The organism is Paraburkholderia sp. UCT2, from assembly GCF_014397665.1.
GTDB classification, from domain to species: domain Bacteria; phylum Pseudomonadota; class Gammaproteobacteria; order Burkholderiales; family Burkholderiaceae; genus Paraburkholderia; species Paraburkholderia tuberum.
This window is the reverse complement of the sequence record NZ_VZQO01000018.1, coordinates 21,060-40,031: the sequence shown is the minus strand read 5'-3', so window position 1 is coordinate 40,031 and position 18,972 is coordinate 21,060. Positions and strand designations below refer to the sequence as shown.

Here is an 18,972-nt window from a genome sequence, read left to right as displayed (position 1 = left end):
CGCGGCGACGCGACAGGCACCGCGGCGACGCCTCGCGCGGGCCGGCGCGGCCCGCCGCCCACGCACCCCGAAGCCCGCTGGAAGCCCGTTCCCGGGGTATAATCTGCGACTTCCTTTCCGCCTCACGTCGCCTGCATGCGCGGCTCCCCGGCATCAATAAGCGACGCAACGTCAAGTCCCATGGCCCACTTCTCGTGTTTCCCCGGCGCTTCGGCCCTCTCCGATTTCCGTCAAACCCGCCTGCTCGACACGCTCACGCGCATCGACCCGAATATCACCGGCGTGCGCGGGCAGTATCTGCACTTCGTGAATGCCCAGACCGAACTGTCCGCTGAAGACAGCGCGAAGATCGAGGCGCTGATGCACTACGGCGATCCGTTCGAAGAAGGCAAGGAGCGTGGCGCGGTCGAGACCTTCCTCGTCGTGCCGCGCTTTGGCACCGTGTCGCCGTGGGCCAGCAAGGCAACCGACATCGCGCATCTGTGCGGGCTTACGCAGGTGCGCCGCATCGAGCGCGGCGTCGAGTACTCGGTGACGCTGAAAAGCGGCCTGCTCGGCGGCAAGAAGACGCTGTCGGACGAAGCGCGCGCGGCCGTCGCCGCCGCGCTGCACGACCGCATGACCGAGAGCGTTGCGCCGTCGCGCGACCATGCGTTGCATCTGTTCGACGAATTGCCGGCCAAGCCGCTGCAAACCGTCGACGTGCTCGCGAGCGGCCGCGCCGCGCTCGAAACCGCCAACGCGGAACTGGGCCTCGCGCTCGCCGACGACGAAATCGACTATCTGGTCGACGCATTCACGAAGCTCGGCCGCAATCCGACCGACGTCGAGCTGATGATGTTCGCGCAGGCCAACAGCGAGCACTGCCGCCACAAGATCTTCAACGCGGATTGGACGATCGACGGCGAGAAGCAGGACATGTCGCTGTTCAACATGATCCGCAACACCGAGAAGCTGAACCCGCAGGGCACGATCGTCGCGTATTCGGACAACTCGGCGATCATGGTCGGCGGCATGGCCGAGCGCTGGTTCCCGCGCACGCCGGCGCAGCTCGGCGCGAGCGAATTGCCCGAGCACTATGGCCGCAGCGTCGAGCTCACGCACACGCTGATGAAGGTGGAAACGCACAACCATCCGACCGCGATCTCGCCGTTCCCGGGCGCCGCGACCGGCGCAGGTGGCGAAATCCGCGACGAAGGCGCGACCGGACGCGGCGCGCGTCCGAAGGCGGGCCTCGCGGGCTTCACGGTATCGAACCTTGAACTGCCGGACGGCGTCGAGGCGTGGGAAAACGCCCGCGACACCGCTCAGCCGCTCGCGCAGCGCAATCCGGCCGACCAGCACGAAGCGTATGGCCGCCCGGACCGCATCGCCTCGCCGCTGCAGATCATGATCGACGGCCCGCTCGGCGCCGCCGCGTTCAACAACGAATTCGGCCGGCCGAACCTCGGCGGCTACTTCCGCACCTACGAGCAGAACGTCGCGGGTCTCGTGCGCGGCTATCACAAGCCGATCATGATCGCGGGCGGCATCGGCAATATCTCCGACCAGCACACGCACAAGCACGATCTGCCGGAAGGCTCGCTGCTGATCCAGATCGGCGGCCCGGGCATGCGCATCGGCATGGGGGGCGGCGCCGCGAGCTCGATGGCGACCGGCACCAACACCGCCGAGCTCGACTTCGACTCGGTGCAGCGCGGCAACCCGGAAATCGAGCGACGCGCGCAGGAAGTGATCAACGCGTGCTGGCAACTCGGCGACAAGAACCCGATCCTCAGTATTCATGACGTCGGCGCGGGCGGTCTGTCGAACGCGTTCCCCGAAGTGGTGGACGGTGCGGGCAAGGGCGCACTGTTCGAACTGCGCAAGATCCAGCTCGAAGAAAGCGGTCTGTCGCCGCGCGAAATCTGGTCGAACGAAGCGCAGGAGCGCTACGTGCTGGCGATCGCGCCGGCCGATCTGCCGGTGTTCGAGGCGATGTGCAAGCGCGAGCGCTGCCCGTTCGCGGTGATCGGCACGGCCACCGCCGAGCGTCAGCTGAAGCTCATCGATTCCGAACTGCAGGAAGGCGCGCACCAGCCAGTCGATATGCCGATGGAAGTGCTGCTCGGCAAGGCGCCGCGTATGCACCGCGACGTAAAGCGTGCCGAGCGCAGGCTCGAACCGGTCGACGTGACCGGCCTCGCGCTGCAGGACCTCGCGCAGAGCGTGCTGCGTCATCCGACGGTCGCGAGCAAGTCGTTTCTGATCACGATCGGCGACCGCTCGGTCGGCGGCACGACCGCGCGCGATCAGATGGTCGGTCCGTGGCAGGTGCCGGTGGCCGACGTCGCGATCACGACAATGGATTACGCAGGCTTCAGCGGCGAAGCGATGACGATGTCCGAGCGCACGCCGCTCGCCGTCATCAACGCACCGGCCTCCGGCCGTATGGCAGTCGGCGAGGCGATCACCAACATCGCGGCGGCGCCGATCGCGTCGCTCGACAAACTCAAGCTGTCGGCCAACTGGATGGCCGCGTGCGGCGCGCCTGGCGAAGACGCCGCGCTCTACGACACGGTCAAGGCGATCGGTATGGAACTGTGCCCGGCGCTCGGTATCGGCATTCCGGTCGGCAAGGATTCGCTGTCGATGCGCACCCGCTGGGAAGAGAGCGGCGTCGCGAAGGAAGTGGTCGCGCCGGTGTCGCTGATCATCTCCGCGTTCGCGCCGGTTGAAGACGTCCGCAAGCATCTGACGCCGCAACTGCAGCGCGTGAGCGAGGTCGGCGAGTCGGTGCTGATCGCGATCGATCTCGGCCGCGGCAAGCAGCGTCTGGGCGGCAGCATTCTCGCGCAGGTCACGCAGCAGGTCGGCGACACGGTGCCGGACGTCGACGATCCGGAAGATCTGAAGCGCTTTTTCAACGCGATCCAGGCGCTCAATAGCGACGGCAAGCTGCTCGCGTACCACGACCGCTCGGACGGCGGCCTGTGGGCGACGGTTTGCGAAATGGCGTTCGCGGGTCACGCGGGCGTGTCGCTGAACGTCGACATGCTCGTGCTCGACGCGCACCACGAATCCGATTACGGCGACGCGAAGGACTGGGCGAAGCAGACCAGCGGCCGCCGCGACGACCGCACGCTGCGCGCACTCTTCAACGAAGAGCTCGGCGCCGTCGTGCAAGTGCGCGCGGCCGATCGCGACGCGGTGCTCGCCGCGCTGCGCGAGCATGATCTGTCGGCGTGCTCGCACGTGATCGGCAAGACCAACGAGCGCGACGTGATCGAGATCTATCGCGACGCGAAGAAGCTCTACGAGGCGCCGCGTGCCGAACTGCATCGCACGTGGAGCGAAGTGAGCTGGCGCATCGCGCGTCTGCGCGACAACCCGGCTTGCGCCGACGCCGAATACGACGCGCTGCTCGACGCGGCGGACCCTGGCATCACGCCGGTGCTGAGCTTCGATCCGGCCGACGATGTCGCCGCTCCCTTCGTCCCCCAAGGGGACTTCCTTCGGGGCGTCCCCCAAGGGGACTTCCTTCGGGGCGTCGGCAAGGGCGCGCGTCCGCGCGTCGCGATCCTGCGCGAGCAGGGCGTGAACTCGCATCTGGAGACGGCCTATGCATTCGATCGCGCCGGCTTCGACGCGCACGACGTGCATATGAGCGACCTGCTCACGGGCCGCGCGAACCTCGCCGATTTCGCGGGTGCGGTCGCGTGCGGCGGCTTCTCGTACGGCGATACGCTGGGCGCCGGCGAAGGCTGGGCCAAGACGATCCGCTTCAACGCGCAACTGGCCGACATGTTCGCCGCGTTCTTCAGTCGTGGCGACACGTTCGCGCTCGGCATCTGCAACGGCTGCCAGATGATGAGCAGCCTCGCGTCGATGATCCCCGGCGCCGAAGCATGGCCGAAGTTCACGCGCAACAAGTCGGAGAAATTCGAGGCACGCTTCTCGCTCGTCGAGGTGCAGGCATCGCCGTCGCTCTTTTTCGCCGGCATGGAAGGCTCGCGCATTCCGGTCGCGGTCGCGCACGGCGAAGGCTTTGCGGACTTCTCGCAGCAGGGCGACAAGTCGAAGGTCGCGGTCGCGATGCGCTATGTCGATCACCGTGGTCAGGCGACCGAGCAGTATCCGTTCAACCCGAACGGTTCGCCCGAGGGCATCACATCGGTCACGACGGCCGACGGCCGCTTCACGGTGCTGATGCCGCACATGGAGCGCGTGCATCGCGCGGTGCAGATGAGCTGGCATCCGCAGGGCTGGGGCGAGATCGGCACGGACGCGAGCCCGTGGCTGCGCGCGTTCCAGAACGCGCGTCGCTGGCTCGGTTGATGAGTCGAGGGGCTGCCGCCCGCGTGCGGCGGCTCCTGTTGGCGGCAGCCACGCACGCCGCCGCTGCAAATCTTGCAGCAACAAAAAAGCCGCCCACGGGCGGCTTTATCGCATTCAGGCTTCAGAGCCAGGCGGACTATCCGAAGACAATCTGCCCGCCGACCCTTACTGAATCTTCGCGTTCTTGCGCAGATTCTCTTCGAACGCCTGCAGCTTTTCCTGCTGGATCTGCTGCACGATCTGCGTGCGCACCTGCTCGAGCGGCGGCGGCGTGACGGCGCGGATGTCGTCGACACGGATGATGTGCCAGCCGAATTGCGTATGCACCGGCGTGTCGGTCATCTGGCCTTTCTGCAGATGCGTGGCCGCGTCCGCGAATTCAGGCACGTAGGCCTTCGGGTCCGACCAGTCGAGATCGCCGCCGTTCTTGCCCGATCCCGGGTCCTTCGAGTACTGCTTGGCCAGGGCCTCGAAGCTTGCGCCGGCCTTGATCTTCGCGATCAGGTCCTTCGCCTGTTGCTCGTTGTCGACGAGGATATGGTGCAGGTGATATTCCTTGCCGCCCGCATCCTTGACGAGCGCGTTGTAGCGCGCGGTGATTTCGGCGTCGGTCGGCTGATTGTTCTTTACGAAGTCTTCGATCAGCGCGCGCAGCACGACAGTTTGCTGCGCGACCGCGATTTGCGCCTTGACGTCCGGACGGTTCGGCAGCCCGCGACGCAGCGCTTCCTGCATCAGGATTTCGCGATTCACGAGCTCTTCGCGCACGGCCTGCTGCAGTTGCGGCGTGTCCTGCTGTCCCTGGTGAACCAGTTGCTGGATCAATGCATCGGCGCGCGACTTCGGAATCGGCGTGCCGTTCACCACGGCGATGTTCTGTGCGAATGCAGGTGCGGCCGCGAACGCAGCCAGCAATACCCAGAGGCGGGTTTTCTTCAAGGTCATCGAAAGGTTCCTAGCGGGGCAACAAAGCAAATTCTTCGGGCGTATACGCCGTGATGGCAAGGGCATGAATGCCGCGCTGCATGGCATCGGCCAGCGCATCATACACCATGCGATGCCGCGCCACGCGGGGCTTGCCGGCAAACGCGACGGCCACGATCGTGACACTGAAATGACCGCCGGCGGCGGCACCAGCGTGGCCCGCGTGCTGCGCGCTGTCGTCGGTGATGCGGATCGATTCGACGGGCGCGAGCGCGGCCGCGAGGCGCGCCTCGATGAGCGCGACGCGCTCGGCGGTGGTGGCTTGCATGAACAGGTCGCTCATGTCATTCCTCCTTCATGTACTTCGACAGCCACAGGCTCTGCCCGACAATGAACACGAGCAGGCAGCCGGTCGCGCCGAACAGCTTGAAATTGACCCACTGATCGGTCGTGTAGTGATACGCGACGAACAGGTTCAGCAGACCGAGCAGCACGAAAAACACCGCCCAGATCAGGTTCAGCTTGCCCCAGATCGCGTGCGGCAGCGTGATCTGCTTGCCCATCATCGCTTCGATCAGGTTCTTGTTGAAGCCGAGCTGCGACACGATCAGCGCGACGGAAAACGCCCAGTACAGCACGGTCGGCTTCCATTTGATGAAGGTGTCGTTGTGCAGCACGAGCGTCGCGCCGCCAAATACGACGACGACGCCGAGGCTCACCCACAGCATCGGGTCAACCTTGCGGTGGCGGAACGCCACCCACGCGATCTGCACCAGCGTGGCGACGATCGCCACTGCCGTCGCCGTGAAAATGCCCCAGATCTTGAAGGCGACGAAGAACAGGATGATCGGGAACAGATCGAACAGGAATTTCATTATCTGATCGGGAAGTCGGAGAGTGAGTCGAACGTTGAAGCGCGCCCGCCTGGCGTGCAAGGTGCGCGGTGCCCGCTGGCGAGCGGGACTGCCGCATTGGAAGGGCGCCGCGCGGACTTCCAATGCGGCACCGAAGGCGGGCAGGGATGCTGCCGCGCCGCGTTACTTGGGCTCGAATTGTAACGCAGCCGAATTGATGCAGTAACGCAGACCGGTCGGCGCCGGTCCGTCCTCGAACACGTGGCCCAGATGCGCGCCGCAGTTCTTGCACTGCACCTCGATGCGCAGCATGCCGTGTGAGCGGTCGGTCTTCTCGGCGATCACCTCGCCGTTGATGGGGCGGAAATAGCTCGGCCAGCCGCAGCCGGCGTCGAACTTGGTGTCCGATTCGAACAGCGGCGTGCCGCAGCACACGCAGTCGTAGACGCCGCGTTCCCAGTGATCGTCGTAGCGGCCCGTGAACGGACGCTCGGTGGCCGCATGGCGCGTCACCTGGTATTCCATGTCGGTCAGCTGCTTGCGCCACTCGGCGTCGCTTTTCTGTACGGCTGGGGCGTCATGCTTGAGATCGTCGGGGTTGCTCATGGTCGGGTTCCTGTCTCGGGTTTGTCTCGGTGCTTTCTCGTGGGGCGGCCGTGGCGATTCAACTGCGCCGGCGCGTCATGACGAACAGCTCACTTCCAGTGAGTTCGCCCAGTCGGGCGGCAGGCCCGCATACGACGCGTATTCGGGCTGCTCCTCGAACGGGTGACGCAACACGGCCGCGAGCCGTTCCACCTCGGAGAAATCCTTCTCCTTCGCGCGTTGGATCGCCGTCTCCGCCAGATGGTTGCGAAGTACGAATTTGGGGTTCACGCGATTCATTGCAATGGCGCGCGCAATGTCGTCGCGTGACTCTTCGGCGAGCCGCGCGCGATAGTCGTTCGCCCATGCGTCGAAGGCGACGCGATCGAGGAACAGGTCGCGCACCGGCGTATCGCCGCTCGCATCGTGTTTCGACAGGTGCGCGAGATTGCGGAACGTCAGCGTGAAATCGGCGCGGTTCGCGTGCATCACTTCGAACAGCCGGTTGACCAGCGCGTCGTCGCCGTCGCGCGCCTGTTCGAGGCCGAGCTTCGCGCGCATGCGGTTTTCGAGCGCCGGCGCGAAACGGTCCTTGAAGCCGGCTAGCACGTGCTGCGCATCTTCGACCGCCTTGTCGGCGCGCACGCTTTCGTCGTGCTTCTCGCCGAACAACGGCAGCAGTCCCTGCGCGAGGCAGAACAGGTTCCAGTACGCGATTTGCGGCTGCAGCCGGTAGGCGTAGCGGCCCTGCGTATCGGAGTGATTGCAGATGTGGCCGGCATCGAAGCCATCCATGAAACCGAACGGGCCGTAGTCGATCGTCAGGCCCAGGATCGACATGTTGTCGGTATTCATCACGCCGTGACAGAAACCGACCGCCTGCCAGTCGACCATCAGATCCGCGGTGGAGCGCACCGCCTCGGCGAGCAGCGCCAGATATGGATCGTCGGCCTCCTTGCAATGCGGATAGAAGCGCTCGATGACGTGATCGGCGAGCGCGCGCAACGCGTCGACACGATCGTTCGCGTAGAAGTGCTCGAAGTGGCCGAAGCGCACGAAGCTCGGCGCGACGCGCGTGACCACCGCGGCGGTTTCGATCGTCTCGCGCCGCACCGGCTGGTCGGAGCCGATCACGCACAATGCGCGCGTGGTCGGAATGCCGAGATGATGCATCGCCTCCGAGCACAGATATTCGCGGATCGACGAGCGCAGCACCGCGCGGCCGTCGCCCATGCGCGAATAGGGCGTGCGGCCGGCGCCTTTGAGCTGCAGTTCGTTGCGCTCGCCGTCGTGTTCGAGCTCGCCCAGACCGAGCGCGCGGCCGTCGCCGAGCTGGCCGGCCCACACGCCGAACTGATGCCCCGAGTACACCGACGCATACGGCAGCGTGTCGGCCGGCCAGTCGCGCGTCGCGTTGCCGCAGAACAGCTCGATAAAGCCCGGATCGTGCTCGATGCCCTCGGGCATCCCGAGCCGCGCGGCGGTCTCGGCCGAGAAGCCGACGAGATAGGGTGCGTCGAGCGGCGCGGCGGGAAGGCGGGTGAGGAACGTGCCGCCGAGCCGCGCGAACGCGTTGGCTGGGGGAGTGGCGAGTGTGTTGGAAAGATCCGTCAAAGCTGCGGATAGCCCTGCAAAGCTTGGGGAAAACGACATGTTGAGCGCCTCTGGATTAGCCGATATTGTAAGTCCGCGCCCGCGGCGCTGCTGGGCGGCCGCCTTCATCGTTCGGACCATGCTGCTGCGCTCGACGCCGCCAGATCTTCCGCCAACCCATCGACCCACTAACAAGCCGAGGAGACCCCGCCTTATGACGACGCCGCTGCTGGGCCAGATGATGGACGTGCCGCTCACCGTGTCATCGTTGCTCGCGCATGCCGCGCGGCATTTCGGCAGCACCGGGATCGTGTCGCGGCGCATCGAAGGCGACCTGCATCGCTACACCTATCGCGATTGCGAGCAGCGCGCGAAGCAGCTCGCGCAGGCGCTCATCGCGCTCGGTGTCGAACCGGGCGAACGCGTCGCGACGCTCGCGTGGAACGGCTACCGGCATCTCGAAGCGTATTACGGCACCACCGGGTTCGGCGCCGTGTGTCACACGATCAACCCGCGGCTTTTCCCCGACCAGATCGCCTACATCGTCAATCATGCCGACGACGCGTACGTGCTGTTCGACACGACGTTCGCCGCGCTGGTCGACACGCTCGCGCTGCAGTGCCCGCGCGTGCGCGGCTGGATCGCACTATGCGATGAAGCGCATCGGCCGCCGATGCAAACGTCGGTGCTGTGCTACGAAACGCTGATGGACGGGCAGGACGGCCGCTTCGACTGGCCCGCGCTCGACGAGCGCCAGGCGTCGTATCTCTGCTATACGTCGGGCACGACCGGCAATCCGAAAGGCGCGCTGTATAGCCATCGCTCGACGGTGCTGCACGCGTTCGGCGCGGCGTTGCCCGACGCAATGGACCTGTCGGCGCGCGACTCGGTGCTGCCCATCGTGCCGATGTTCCATGTCAACGCATGGGGCCTCGCGCACGCGGGGCCGCTGACCGGCGCGAAGCTGGTGTTCCCCGGCAAGGATCTCGACGGCAAGTCGCTGTACGAACTGATGGAGAGCGAACGCGTCACGTGCTCGGCCGGCGTGCCGACCGTGTGGCTCGGTCTGCTGAACCACCTGCGCGAAACGGGCGCGAGGTTTTCGTCGCTCGAGCGCACGGTGATCGGCGGTTCCGCCTGTCCGCCCGCGATGCTGCGGATACTCGAGGACGACTACGGCGTGCAGGTGATCCATGCATGGGGCATGACGGAGATGTCGCCGCTCGGTACCTTGTCGAAGCTGACCTGGGAGCAGAGCCAGCGGCCGCTCGCCGATCAGCGCAAACTGCTCGAAAAGCAGGGTCATGCGATCTACGGCGTCGACATGAAGATCGTCGGCGAGGATGGCCGCGAGCTGCCTTGGGATGGCGTCACGTTCGGCGATCTGCACGTGCGCGGGCCGTGGGTCATCGACCGGTATTTCCGCAAGGAAGACTCGCCGCTCATCGACGGCTGGTTCCCGACCGGCGACGTCGCGACGATCGACCCCGACAGCTTCCTGCACATCACCGATCGCTCGAAGGACGTGATCAAGTCGGGCGGCGAATGGATCAGCTCGATCGACGTCGAGAACGTCGCAATCGCGCATCCGGCGGTCGCGGAAGCCGCGTGCATCGCGTGCGCGCATCCGAAGTGGACCGAGCGCCCGTTGCTCGTCGTCGTCAAACGCGCGGGGCAAGACGTCACCCGCGACGAACTGCTCGCGTACTACGACGGCAAGGTCGCGAAGTGGTGGATCCCCGACGACGTCGTGTTCGTCGACGACCTACCGCACACGGCGACCGGCAAGCTGCAGAAGCTGAAGCTGCGCGATCTGTTCCGCGACCACGTGCTGCCGTCCGCGCTCGAAGACGGCCGCAGCTGTCCGCTGCCACTCGAGTCCCAGGGGAAACCCCACTCTGGAATAAATTGAACGTTCGTTCTTTTTTAGTGTATCGTGCCTGCTGACCCCGGAACCGTCGCTTGAAAAAGTCTGGCCATAAGCAGGCTCGATGAACCGGACGGGCGGCGCATCATGCGCCGCCTCAATGCATGGATCGCACGGAGGCACGCAGATGGCAGTGGACTACATAACTCATGACGGCGTGGCCGTCCTCACGCTGAACAATCCGCCCGTCAATGGGCTCGGTCTGTCGACGCGCGCGGGTATCGTCGAAGGGCTCGAGCGCGCGCAGAACGATCCGGCCATCAAGGCCATCGTGCTGACGGGCGCGGGCAAGGCCTTTTCGGGCGGCGCCGATATCACCGAATTCAATACGCCGAAGGCGACCCAGGAGCCGACGCTCGCGACCGTCATCAAGGCCGTCGAAGGCAGCGCGAAGCCGGTCGTCGCGGCGATCCACAGCGTCGCGATGGGCGGCGGCCTCGAACTTGCCCTCGGCGCGCATTACCGCGTCGCCGCGGCCGGCGCGCAGATCGCGCTGCCCGAAGTGAAGCTCGGCATCCTGCCGGGCGCGGGCGGCACGCAGCGTCTGCCGCGCGCCATCGGTCTGGAAGCGTCGCTGAACATGATCGTGTCGGGCGCGCCGGTGCTCTCGGAAAAGCTCGCCGATTCGGGGCTGTTCGACGAAGTCGTCGCGAATCCCGCCGAACTGGCCGACGCCGCGCTCGCGTTCGCGCGCAAGGTCGGCGCCGAGGCCGGCCCGCATCCGAAGGTGCGCGAGCGCAAGATCGAACATCCGAATGCGGCCGGTTTCATCCAGTTCGCGCGCAATAGCGTCGCGGCGATCGCGAAGAACTTCCCGGCGCCGCATAAATGCATCGACGCGGTCGAAGCCGGTGTGAAGGACGGCTTCGACAAGGGCCTCGCATTCGAGCGCGAATGCTTCATCGCGCTCGTGCAGACGCCGGAGAGCCGCGCGCTGCGTCACGCGTTCTTCGGTGAGCGGGCGGCGAGCAAGATTCCCGACGTGGCGGCAGATACTTCGGTGCGCGACATCGAGCGGGTGGCCGTGATCGGCGCCGGCACGATGGGCGGCGGCATCGCGATGAACTTCCTGAACGCGGGCATTCCGGTCACGCTGCTGGAAACGAAGCAGGAAGCGCTCGACCGCGGTCTCGCGACGATCCGCAAGAACTACGAGGCGACCGTCAGGAAAGGCAAGCTGAAGCCCGAGGTGATGGAACAGCGCCTCGCGCTGCTGAGCCCGACGCTCTCCTACGACGACCTGAAGCACGCCGACATGATCGTCGAAGCCGTGTTCGAAGAGCTGGGCGTGAAGGAGCAGGTGTTCCGCCGGCTCGATGAAGTCGCGAAGCCCGGTGCGATCCTCGCGTCGAACACGTCGACGCTCGACGTCGACAAGATCGCCGCGTTCACGAAACGTCCGCAGGATGTGGTCGGCATGCACTTCTTCAGCCCGGCCAACGTGATGAAGCTGCTCGAAGTCGTGCGTGGCAAGGAGACCGCGAAGGACGTGCTCGCCACCGTGATGAAGCTCGCGAAGAAGATCAGGAAGACCGCGGTGGTGTCGGGCGTGTGCGACGGCTTTATCGGCAACCGGATGATCGAGCAATACGTTCGTCAGGCGCTCTTCATGCTCGAAGAGGGCGCGTTGCCAGCGCAGGTAGACAAGGCCATCGAGAAGTTCGGCTTCGCGATGGGTCCGTTCCGCATGAGCGACCTCGCCGGCAACGACATCGGTTGGGCGATCCGCAAGCGCCGCTATCTCGAACACCCCGACATGCACTACTCGAAGATCGCCGACCGTCTGTGCGAGATGGGGCGCTTCGGCCAGAAGACCGGCGGCGGCTGGTACGACTACAAGGCGGGCGATCGCACCGCATACCCTTCGGGCGTGGTCAACGAAATGATCGGCGAGTACTCGAAGGAAACCCACTCTGAGCGCCGCAAGATCAGCGACGAGGAAATCGTCGAGCGTCTGGTGTTCGCGCTCGTCAACGAAGGCGCGAAGATTCTCGAGGAAGGCATCGCGTCGAAGGCGTCGGATATCGACATGGTCTATCTGACCGGCTACGGCTTCCCGTTGCATCGCGGCGGCCCGATGCTGTACGCGGACACGGTGGGGCTCTACAACGTCGAGCGCGCGATTCGCCGCTATGCGGCGCGGCCGAACGGCGACGCGTGGAAGCTCGCGCCGAGCATCGCGAAGCTCGCGGCCGAAGGTCGCGGGTTCAACGGCTGAGCGCGGCTGGCTTCAGCCCACAAATTGAGCGGTGCGGGTTCCCTCCGCATCGCTCGCGTCAAACGACAGAGGCGGCGCGGTGATGCGCTTATGAACGCACGGCAGTGAGCCGGCGCGCCACTTTTGACACTGCAATTGGAGACATGCATGACTGACGCCGTAATCGTATCCACCGCCCGCACGGGTCTCGCCAAATCGTGGCGCGGCGGTTTCAACATGACGCACGGCGCGACGCTCGGCGGCCACGTGACGCAGGCCGCGGTCGAGCGCGCGAAGCTCGATCCGGCGCGCGTCGAGGACGTGATCATGGGTTGCGCGAATCCGGAAGGCGCGACGGGCGGCAATATCGCGCGGCAGATCGCATTGCGCGCGGGCTTGCCGGTCAGCGTGCCGGGCATGACCGTGAACCGTTTCTGCTCGTCGGGATTGCAGACGATCGCGCTTGCGTCGCAACGCGTGATCGCCGGCGAGGGCGACGTGTACGTCGCGGGTGGCGTCGAGTCGATCTCGTGCGTGCAGAACGAGATGAACCGCCACATGATGACCGACGGCTGGCTCACCGAGCACAAGCCGGAAATCTACTGGTCGATGCTGCAGACCGCCGAGAACGTCGCGAAGCGCTACTCGATCTCGAAGGAACGCCAGGACGAATACGGCGTGCGCTCGCAGCAACGCGCGGCGGCCGCGCTCGAAGCCGGTAAATTCAAGGACGAAATCGTGCCGTTGACGGTGCTCGCCGGCGTCGCCGACAAGGCGAGCGGCCGTCTCTACACGAAGGAAGTGACCGTCAGCAGCGACGAAGGCATTCGCGCCGACACGACGCTCGAAGGCGTGTCGAAGATCCGCACCGCGCAGCCGGGCGGCGTGATCACCGCGGGCAATGCGAGCCAGTTCTCGGACGGCGCATCCGCTTGCGTCGTGATGAACGCGACGCTGGCCGAACGCGAAGGGCTGCAGCCGCTCGGCATCTTCCGCGGCTTCGCGGTGGCCGGCTGCGAGCCCGACGAAATGGGCATCGGGCCGGTGTTCGCGGTGCCGAAGCTGTTGAAGAAGGCCGGCCTCAAGGTCGAGGACATCGGCCTGTGGGAGCTGAACGAAGCGTTCGCGGTGCAGGTGCTCTATTGCGCCGACCAGCTCGGCATTGCGCACGACCGCCTGAACGTGAACGGCGGCGCGATCGCGGTGGGCCATCCGTATGGCGTGTCGGGAGCGCGGCTCGTCGGCCATGCGCTGATCGAAGGCAAGCGGCGCGGTGTGAAGTTCGTCGTCGTGACGATGTGCATCGGCGGCGGGCAGGGCGCGGCGGGTTTGTTCGAAGTGGTTTGAGCGGGCGTGGGCCGGCGTCATTACGAGCCCGTGTCCGACGACGGCAGGCTCAGCGTCCCCTGATCGGTGAATCGCGTCGTACCGGTCACGCCACCCGCGAGCTTGCCGCGCAGAACATACGGAACCTGTCCCGACTGCGCGGCGCCGGCTAGCGCAAAGGCTTGACGAACCGCGGCGAAAGCCGGCACGGTCAGCGGCACGGTGACGACGGTTTCACCGAAGCGCGGCACGGTGCCGCTCTGGTCGCTGACGCCGCTGGCGAACGGCTTGCCGTTCAGTTCCAGATCGAGCGACACGCCGTTGAAGCTGACCGCGGAGTCGTTGGGATTCTGCACGCGCAGCTTGACGTTGAAGCGCATCTCCATGCCCTGGCCAGCGATCGGCTCGATGCCCGCCACATTGACGCGCAACGGGTCGGCGCCGAACAGGCCCGCGCAGCCAGCGAGTGTCAGCGTGACAGCGACGCCGGCGGCGAACAGGCGCCACACCCGTGAGACCGGGCCCGGCTGCAGCGCGCGAAAGAATGACATGACCTGCACCTCGAACGAAGCGGGTTGGTCATGCATTGTAACGGGCCTCGTGGCGCACGCAGCGACGTTTCAGGCGGCGCGCCGCCGCCGTGTGCGCACGACGCAAGCGAGACGCCGAGCGGCTTGCAGAACGAAACCGCGCGCGCTGTGTTCAGCGTGTGCAGGCAGCACGATGAATGCAGCGCGATCGGCCTGCGTTGCGCGGATCGACACGATGCCACGTTGCGAGGTCACAAACCGCTCGCCTTCGTGCAACGTGAGCGACGTGAGCGGGGCGTCGTTGCCGAGCCAGGCCAGCGAATGATCGCGGAAGACGAGTTGCAATGCACCTTCGACCGCGATGATCGAACTGCGGGCGCGCAAGTCGTGCAGGGCCATCTGACCGGCGGCAAGATGCGACGCCGCGGTGCAATCCAGTTCGGCACCGGGTAACAAGCGATCGTGGTATGGACGCACAGGCATGACCGATTCCTTTAACCGTCTTCGTGTCACACAGCTTAGGGAATCCGTCCGGATGAAAACAGGCGCAGCTGTCGACAATCTGAACCGGTACAGTGGTGCGTTTCGTCACGCTGTATCGGTCCGAATCACGTCGATGTGTATCTGTCGCGGCGCGCGGACTATCCGCACCATCGGTTCATGAGCGAACCCCTCTTCACACCGCAAGGTCCCTCGACGGACCGGCCAGCCGAGCGCCAGCCGCTTTACCGGCAACTGGCCGACCAATACCGCCGCGCGATCGGCAACGGCGTGCTGCGCCCGGGCGAGCGCATGCCGTCGATGCGCGCGTTCATGCAGCGCCACGGCGTGAGCCTCGCGACGGCGACCGAGAGCTATCGCGAACTGGAACGCGCCGCGCTGATCGACGCGCGGCCGCGCGCCGGCTATTTCGTGCGCGTGCCGCCCACGGCTGCGTTGCCTTGCGCCGCCGAGCCCGATCTCGCGATGCAGCCCGGCGCCGCCGCGCAGTTCGTCGGCATTCACTCGGAGATTTCGGCGCTCGTGTCGAAATTTCAGCGCTATCCGCACGCGCTGAATCTGGGCGGCGCGACCGCGTCGCCCGATCTCTATCCGACCGATGCGTTGCAAAAGGCCGCGGTGCGCGAGTTGCGCCGGCGGCCCACCTTGCTGACCGCCGTCGGGCCCGATCAGGGTGATCCGGCGTTGCGCGATCATCGCCCGGCGCGCGCTCGAGGCCGGCAGCCAGATCGGCGCGGACGACATCATCATGACGCACGGCGGCGTCGAAGCGATGAACCTCGCGTTGCGCGCGGTGACGCAGCCGGGCGACACGGTCGCGGTCGAATCGCCGTGCTTCTTCGGTTTGCTGCAGGCGCTCGAAAGTCTCGGTCTGCGCGCGCTCGAAATTCCGACCAGCCCGAGCACCGGCCTCGCGATCGAGGCGCTGGCGTTCGCGCTACAGACGCATCCCGACATCAAGGCGGTCGTGGTGGTGCCGAATCTGCAAAACCCGCTCGGCAGCGTGATGCCCGACGCGCACAAGGCGAGCCTCGTCGAGCTGTGCGCGCGCGCCGGCATCGCGCTGATCGAGGACGATCCCTACCGCGAGCTCGTCGATGCCGCGCCGCCGCCCCGCTCGCTGAAGGCGTGGGACACCGATGGCACCGTGATCCATTGCACATCGTTCAACAAGACGCTGGCGCCTGGCATGCGCGTCGGCTGGATCAACGGCGGCCGGTGGCATCCGCGCATCGGCATGCTGAAGTTCGCGCAGTCGCGCCACAACGAGCAGTTGTCGCAAGTCGTGCTCGCCGGGTTCCTGGAGACGAGCGCGTACGAGCGCCATTTGCGGCGTTTGCGCGAGAGCTTGCAACTGCGGCGCGAGCGGATGGCCGCGGCGGTGGCGGCATCGTTTCCCGACGGCACGCGGTTCACGCCGCCGCGCGGCGGGATGTTTTTCTGGATCGAATTGCCGCGTCACGTTTCTTCGTCGGCTTTATTCGACGCCGCGTTGCATGACGGTATTCGCATCATGCCGGGCACGGTATTTTCGAACGCCGGGCGTTTCGATCACTTCATTCGGCTCAGCTGTCCGAGTGCGGATCTGGATCTGACCGACGAAGCGGTGCGCAGACTGGGGCGCCTCGCGGCACGGATGGCAGCTCATGCGCCAACACGATAGCGGGTATCATTTCCCGCCGTAGGCTCGACACACGCCGTCGGCTACGAAATCTGATATCTGAGCCATGACCGATCCATCCACCTCATCCAGAACGGGCCATGCATCGTTGCCCGAAAGCCCCTTCATCGACCGTCTCGGCGCACAGTTGTTGTCGGCCGCCGACGGCGTCAGCGAAGTCGTGCTGCCGTTGCAACGCGATCATATGAACACGTGGGACGTCGCGCATGGCGGCGTCACGATGACGCTCGCCGACGTCGCGCTCGCGATGGCCGCGCGCAGTCTCGCCGGCGACGGCGTCGGCGTCGTCACCGTCGAGATGAAGGTCAACTTCATGCAGCCGGGACGCGGCGAGTTGCGCGCGACCGGCCGCGTGCTGCATCGCTCGACGACGATGGCCTATTGCGAAGGCGAGATCCGCGACAGCGAAGGCCACTTCGTCGCGAAAGCGCTCGGCACCTTCAAATACATGCGCCGCCTCGCGGTGGGCCGCGACGTCACGCGGCAGCGTCTGCGCAGCGACCCGGCGGCGAAGCCCGGTCCGAGCGACTGAGCACCCCATAACCCAAGGAGACGACCGCATGGCCCAGATCAATCGCCAATTGCTGCTGGTTTCGCGCCCCCAAGGCGAAGCCACGCCCGATAACTTCAAGCTCGTCGAAACGCCGCTCGCGCCGCTCGCCGACGGCGAAGTACGGGTGCGCAACCACTATCTGTCGCTCGATCCGTATATGCGCGGACGCATGAACGACAGCAAGTCATACGCGGCGCCGCAGCCGCTGAACGAAGTGATGATCGGCGGCACGGTCGGCGAGGTCGTCGAGACGAGGAATCCGAAGTTCGCGGTCGGCGACAAGGTCGTCGCGATGTTCGGCTGGCAGGAGTACGGCACCTCCAATGGCACGGGCATGCAGAAGGTCGACGACACGCATGTGCCGCTGTCGGCGTATCTCGGGCCGGTCGGCATGCCGGGCGTCACCGCATGGTACGGGCTGAACCGCATCATCGCGCCGAAGGCCGGCGAGACGGTGGTCGTCAGCGCGGCGAGCGGCGCGGTGGGCAGCGTGGTCGGCCAGCTCGCGAAGGCGGCGGGCGCGCGCGCGGTCGGCATCGCGGGCGGCGCGGACAAGTGCCGCTATGTGGTCGAGACGCTCGGCTTCGACGCGTGCGTCGACTACAAGGCCGGTAACCTGTACCAGGACCTGAAGGCCGTCACGCCCGACGGTGTCGACGGCTGCTTCGAGAACGTCGGCGGCGACGGGCTCGACGCGACGCTCGCGCGCATGAACGCCTTCGGGCGCATCGCATTGTGCGGCTTCATCGCGGGCTATGACGGCCAGCCGCTGCCGCTCAAGCATCCGTCGCTGATGCTGACGCAGCGGCTGCTCGTGCAGGGCTTCATCGTCAGCGAACACATGGACGTGTGGCCTGAGGCGCTCAAGCAGCTCGGCTCGCTCGTCGCGCAAAAGAAGCTGCACTATCGCGAGACGATCGCGCAAGGGCTCGAAGCCGCGCCCGAGGCATTCATCGGCTTGCTGAAGGGCCGTAACTTCGGCAAGCAACTGGTCAAGCTGATCTGAGCGCGACGTGATCATGCAACGGCAAGCCGCCGCTCAACCAGGGAGTCACAGAATGTTCGAATTCGCGGGCAAGGTGGCGGTGATCACCGGCGCGGGCAGCGGCTTTGGCCGCGCGTTCGCGCACAAGGGCGCGGCGCTCGGCATGAAGCTCGTACTCGCGGACGTCAACGCCGACCAGCTCGCGCAAACCGTCGACGCCTTGCGCGAAACCGGCGCCGAGGCGATCGGCGTGCCGACCGACGTATCGAACGCCGCGCAGGTCGAGGCGCTCGCGCAGGCGGCGCTCGCCGCGTTCGGCAAGGTCCACGTGCTGTTCAACAACGCGGGCGTCGGCACCGGCGGCTTCCTGTGGGAAAGCTCGGCGAACGACTGGTCGTGGGTGTTCGGCGTCAACGTGATGGGTGTCGCGCACGGCGTGCGCGCGTTCGCGCCGATCATGCTCGCGCAGAAGGAGCCCGCGCATATCGTCAATACGGCGTCGGTGGCGGGGCTGCTGGCGCCGCCGGCAATGGGCATCTACAACGCGTCGAAGCATGCGGTGGTGGCGCTGACCGAGACGCTGTATCACGACCTGAAGCTCGCGCAGGCCGGCACGGGCGGCGAGGTCGGCTGTTCGCTGCTGTGTCCCGCCTTCGTGCCGACCGGCATCGCGGAGGCCGAGCGCGCGCGTCCCGACGAGTTGCGCAACGCGGGCCGGCCGACGCGCTCGCAGATCGCGGCCGGCAAGCAGTTGCAGCGCGCGGTGCAGTCGGGCAAGCTCACCGCCGACGATGTCGCCGACATCGCGTTCGAGGCGATCGCCGCGCGGCGTTTCTATATCATCACGCATCCGGGCATCATGGCGACCGTGAAGCTGCGTCACGAGGATATCGAGCAGTTGCGCGAGCCATCCGATCCGATGTCGCTGAAGCCCGAGGTGAAGAGCGCGCAGTAGCGGCCGGCTGCGCGGCCGGTGCGCCGGCTTTTGTCAACCCTTGG

Annotated in this window: 14 protein-coding genes and 1 pseudogene; 8 read left to right on the top strand and 7 right to left on the bottom strand. The window is 66.1% G+C overall.

Going from position 1 to position 18,972, the window contains the following annotated elements:
• Positions 1-180: 180 nt before the first annotated feature.
• Positions 181-4,317: a phosphoribosylformylglycinamidine synthase gene (gene purL, locus F6X39_RS16795; protein ID WP_187617422.1), complete on the top strand. Its 4,137-nt coding sequence runs from the start codon at positions 181-183 to the stop codon at positions 4,315-4,317.
• 165 nt (positions 4,318-4,482) lie between these two features.
• Here the strand turns inward: purL and F6X39_RS16790 are convergent, their stop codons facing one another.
• The 5 genes from F6X39_RS16790 to F6X39_RS16770 all read right to left on the bottom strand — a co-directional run bounded on the left by F6X39_RS16790 (position 4,483) and on the right by F6X39_RS16770 (position 8,333).
• Positions 4,483-5,262, bottom strand: a complete 780-nt coding sequence (locus F6X39_RS16790; protein WP_187617421.1) for a peptidylprolyl isomerase — start codon at positions 5,260-5,262, stop codon at positions 4,483-4,485.
• 10 nt (positions 5,263-5,272) lie between these two features.
• Positions 5,273-5,584 carry a BolA family protein gene (locus tag F6X39_RS16785; protein WP_187617420.1) on the bottom strand — a complete coding sequence of 104 codons (312 nt, stop codon included), beginning with the start codon at positions 5,582-5,584 and terminating at the stop codon, positions 5,273-5,275.
• Position 5,585: 1 nt separating this feature from the next.
• A complete protein-coding gene (locus tag F6X39_RS16780) occupies positions 5,586-6,116 on the bottom strand; it encodes a septation protein A (protein ID WP_085481354.1) in 531 nt (176 codons plus the stop codon).
• Positions 6,117-6,278: 162 nt separating this feature from the next.
• Complete coding sequence (msrB, locus tag F6X39_RS16775; protein WP_184043795.1) at positions 6,279-6,701, bottom strand: peptide-methionine (R)-S-oxide reductase MsrB; 423 nt, start codon at positions 6,699-6,701, stop codon at positions 6,279-6,281.
• A gap of 75 nt (positions 6,702-6,776) precedes the next feature.
• Positions 6,777-8,333 carry a protein adenylyltransferase SelO gene (locus tag F6X39_RS16770; protein WP_187617419.1) on the bottom strand — a complete coding sequence of 519 codons (1,557 nt, stop codon included), beginning with the start codon at positions 8,331-8,333 and terminating at the stop codon, positions 6,777-6,779.
• Between the two features lie 154 nt (positions 8,334-8,487).
• Here F6X39_RS16770 and F6X39_RS16765 point away from each other — a divergent pair, with 154 nt between their 5' ends.
• The 3 genes from F6X39_RS16765 to F6X39_RS16755 all read left to right on the top strand — a co-directional run bounded on the left by F6X39_RS16765 (position 8,488) and on the right by F6X39_RS16755 (position 13,744).
• Entirely contained in the window at positions 8,488-10,185 is a 1,698-nt protein-coding gene (locus F6X39_RS16765; RefSeq protein ID WP_187617418.1) for a 3-(methylthio)propionyl-CoA ligase, read from the top strand.
• A gap of 142 nt (positions 10,186-10,327) precedes the next feature.
• The gene (locus F6X39_RS16760; RefSeq protein ID WP_187617417.1) at positions 10,328-12,418 is read left to right on the top strand and encodes a 3-hydroxyacyl-CoA dehydrogenase NAD-binding domain-containing protein; all 2,091 of its coding nucleotides are present in this window, start codon (positions 10,328-10,330) and stop codon (positions 12,416-12,418) included.
• A gap of 147 nt (positions 12,419-12,565) precedes the next feature.
• Positions 12,566-13,744, top strand: coding sequence for an acetyl-CoA C-acyltransferase (locus F6X39_RS16755; protein ID WP_018418061.1), 1,179 nt, complete (start codon positions 12,566-12,568; stop codon positions 13,742-13,744).
• Between the two features lie 20 nt (positions 13,745-13,764).
• Here the strand turns inward: F6X39_RS16755 and F6X39_RS16750 are convergent, their stop codons facing one another.
• Both F6X39_RS16750 and F6X39_RS16745 read right to left on the bottom strand, forming a co-directional pair.
• Positions 13,765-14,274, bottom strand: a complete 510-nt coding sequence (locus F6X39_RS16750) for an LEA type 2 family protein (RefSeq protein WP_187617515.1) — start codon at positions 14,272-14,274, stop codon at positions 13,765-13,767.
• Between the two features lie 69 nt (positions 14,275-14,343).
• On the bottom strand, positions 14,344-14,736 hold the full coding sequence (locus F6X39_RS16745; RefSeq protein ID WP_187617416.1) for a hypothetical protein: 393 nt from the start codon (positions 14,734-14,736) through the stop codon (positions 14,344-14,346).
• A 177-nt stretch (positions 14,737-14,913) separates the two neighbouring features.
• Between F6X39_RS16745 and F6X39_RS16740 the strand changes: the two are divergent.
• The 4 genes and pseudogenes from F6X39_RS16740 to F6X39_RS16725 all read left to right on the top strand — a co-directional run bounded on the left by F6X39_RS16740 (position 14,914) and on the right by F6X39_RS16725 (position 18,928).
• Positions 14,914-16,417 (top strand): annotated as a pseudogene (locus F6X39_RS16740) (PLP-dependent aminotransferase family protein).
• 64 nt (positions 16,418-16,481) lie between these two features.
• Entirely contained in the window at positions 16,482-16,967 is a 486-nt protein-coding gene (locus F6X39_RS16735; RefSeq protein WP_026225390.1) for a PaaI family thioesterase, read from the top strand.
• A 28-nt stretch (positions 16,968-16,995) separates the two neighbouring features.
• Positions 16,996-17,994, top strand: coding sequence for an NADP-dependent oxidoreductase (locus tag F6X39_RS16730; RefSeq protein WP_187617415.1), 999 nt, complete (start codon positions 16,996-16,998; stop codon positions 17,992-17,994).
• Between the two features lie 52 nt (positions 17,995-18,046).
• The gene (locus F6X39_RS16725; RefSeq protein WP_187617414.1) at positions 18,047-18,928 is read left to right on the top strand and encodes an SDR family oxidoreductase; all 882 of its coding nucleotides are present in this window, start codon (positions 18,047-18,049) and stop codon (positions 18,926-18,928) included.
• Positions 18,929-18,972: the final 44 nt, after the last annotated feature.

What these genes read in the sequence shown, in the direction of transcription:
- purL (WP_187617422.1), top strand. Translation starts at nt 181, where the DNA reads ATGGCCCACTTCTCGTGTTTCCCCGGCGCTTCGGCCCTCTCCGATTTC.
- F6X39_RS16790 (WP_187617421.1), bottom strand. Translation starts at nt 5,262, where the DNA reads ATGACCTTGAAGAAAACCCGCCTCTGGGTATTGCTGGCTGCGTTCGCG.
- F6X39_RS16785 (WP_187617420.1), bottom strand. Translation starts at nt 5,584, where the DNA reads ATGAGCGACCTGTTCATGCAAGCCACCACCGCCGAGCGCGTCGCGCTC.
- F6X39_RS16780 (WP_085481354.1), bottom strand. Translation starts at nt 6,116, where the DNA reads ATGAAATTCCTGTTCGATCTGTTCCCGATCATCCTGTTCTTCGTCGCC.
- msrB (WP_184043795.1), bottom strand. Translation starts at nt 6,701, where the DNA reads ATGAGCAACCCCGACGATCTCAAGCATGACGCCCCAGCCGTACAGAAA.
- F6X39_RS16770 (WP_187617419.1), bottom strand. Translation starts at nt 8,333, where the DNA reads ATGTCGTTTTCCCCAAGCTTTGCAGGGCTATCCGCAGCTTTGACGGAT.
- F6X39_RS16765 (WP_187617418.1), top strand. Translation starts at nt 8,488, where the DNA reads ATGACGACGCCGCTGCTGGGCCAGATGATGGACGTGCCGCTCACCGTG.
- F6X39_RS16760 (WP_187617417.1), top strand. Translation starts at nt 10,328, where the DNA reads ATGGCAGTGGACTACATAACTCATGACGGCGTGGCCGTCCTCACGCTG.
- F6X39_RS16755 (WP_018418061.1), top strand. Translation starts at nt 12,566, where the DNA reads ATGACTGACGCCGTAATCGTATCCACCGCCCGCACGGGTCTCGCCAAA.
- F6X39_RS16750 (WP_187617515.1), bottom strand. Translation starts at nt 14,274, where the DNA reads ATGTCATTCTTTCGCGCGCTGCAGCCGGGCCCGGTCTCACGGGTGTGG.
- F6X39_RS16745 (WP_187617416.1), bottom strand. Translation starts at nt 14,736, where the DNA reads ATGCCTGTGCGTCCATACCACGATCGCTTGTTACCCGGTGCCGAACTG.
- F6X39_RS16735 (WP_026225390.1), top strand. Translation starts at nt 16,482, where the DNA reads ATGACCGATCCATCCACCTCATCCAGAACGGGCCATGCATCGTTGCCC.
- F6X39_RS16730 (WP_187617415.1), top strand. Translation starts at nt 16,996, where the DNA reads ATGGCCCAGATCAATCGCCAATTGCTGCTGGTTTCGCGCCCCCAAGGC.
- F6X39_RS16725 (WP_187617414.1), top strand. Translation starts at nt 18,047, where the DNA reads ATGTTCGAATTCGCGGGCAAGGTGGCGGTGATCACCGGCGCGGGCAGC.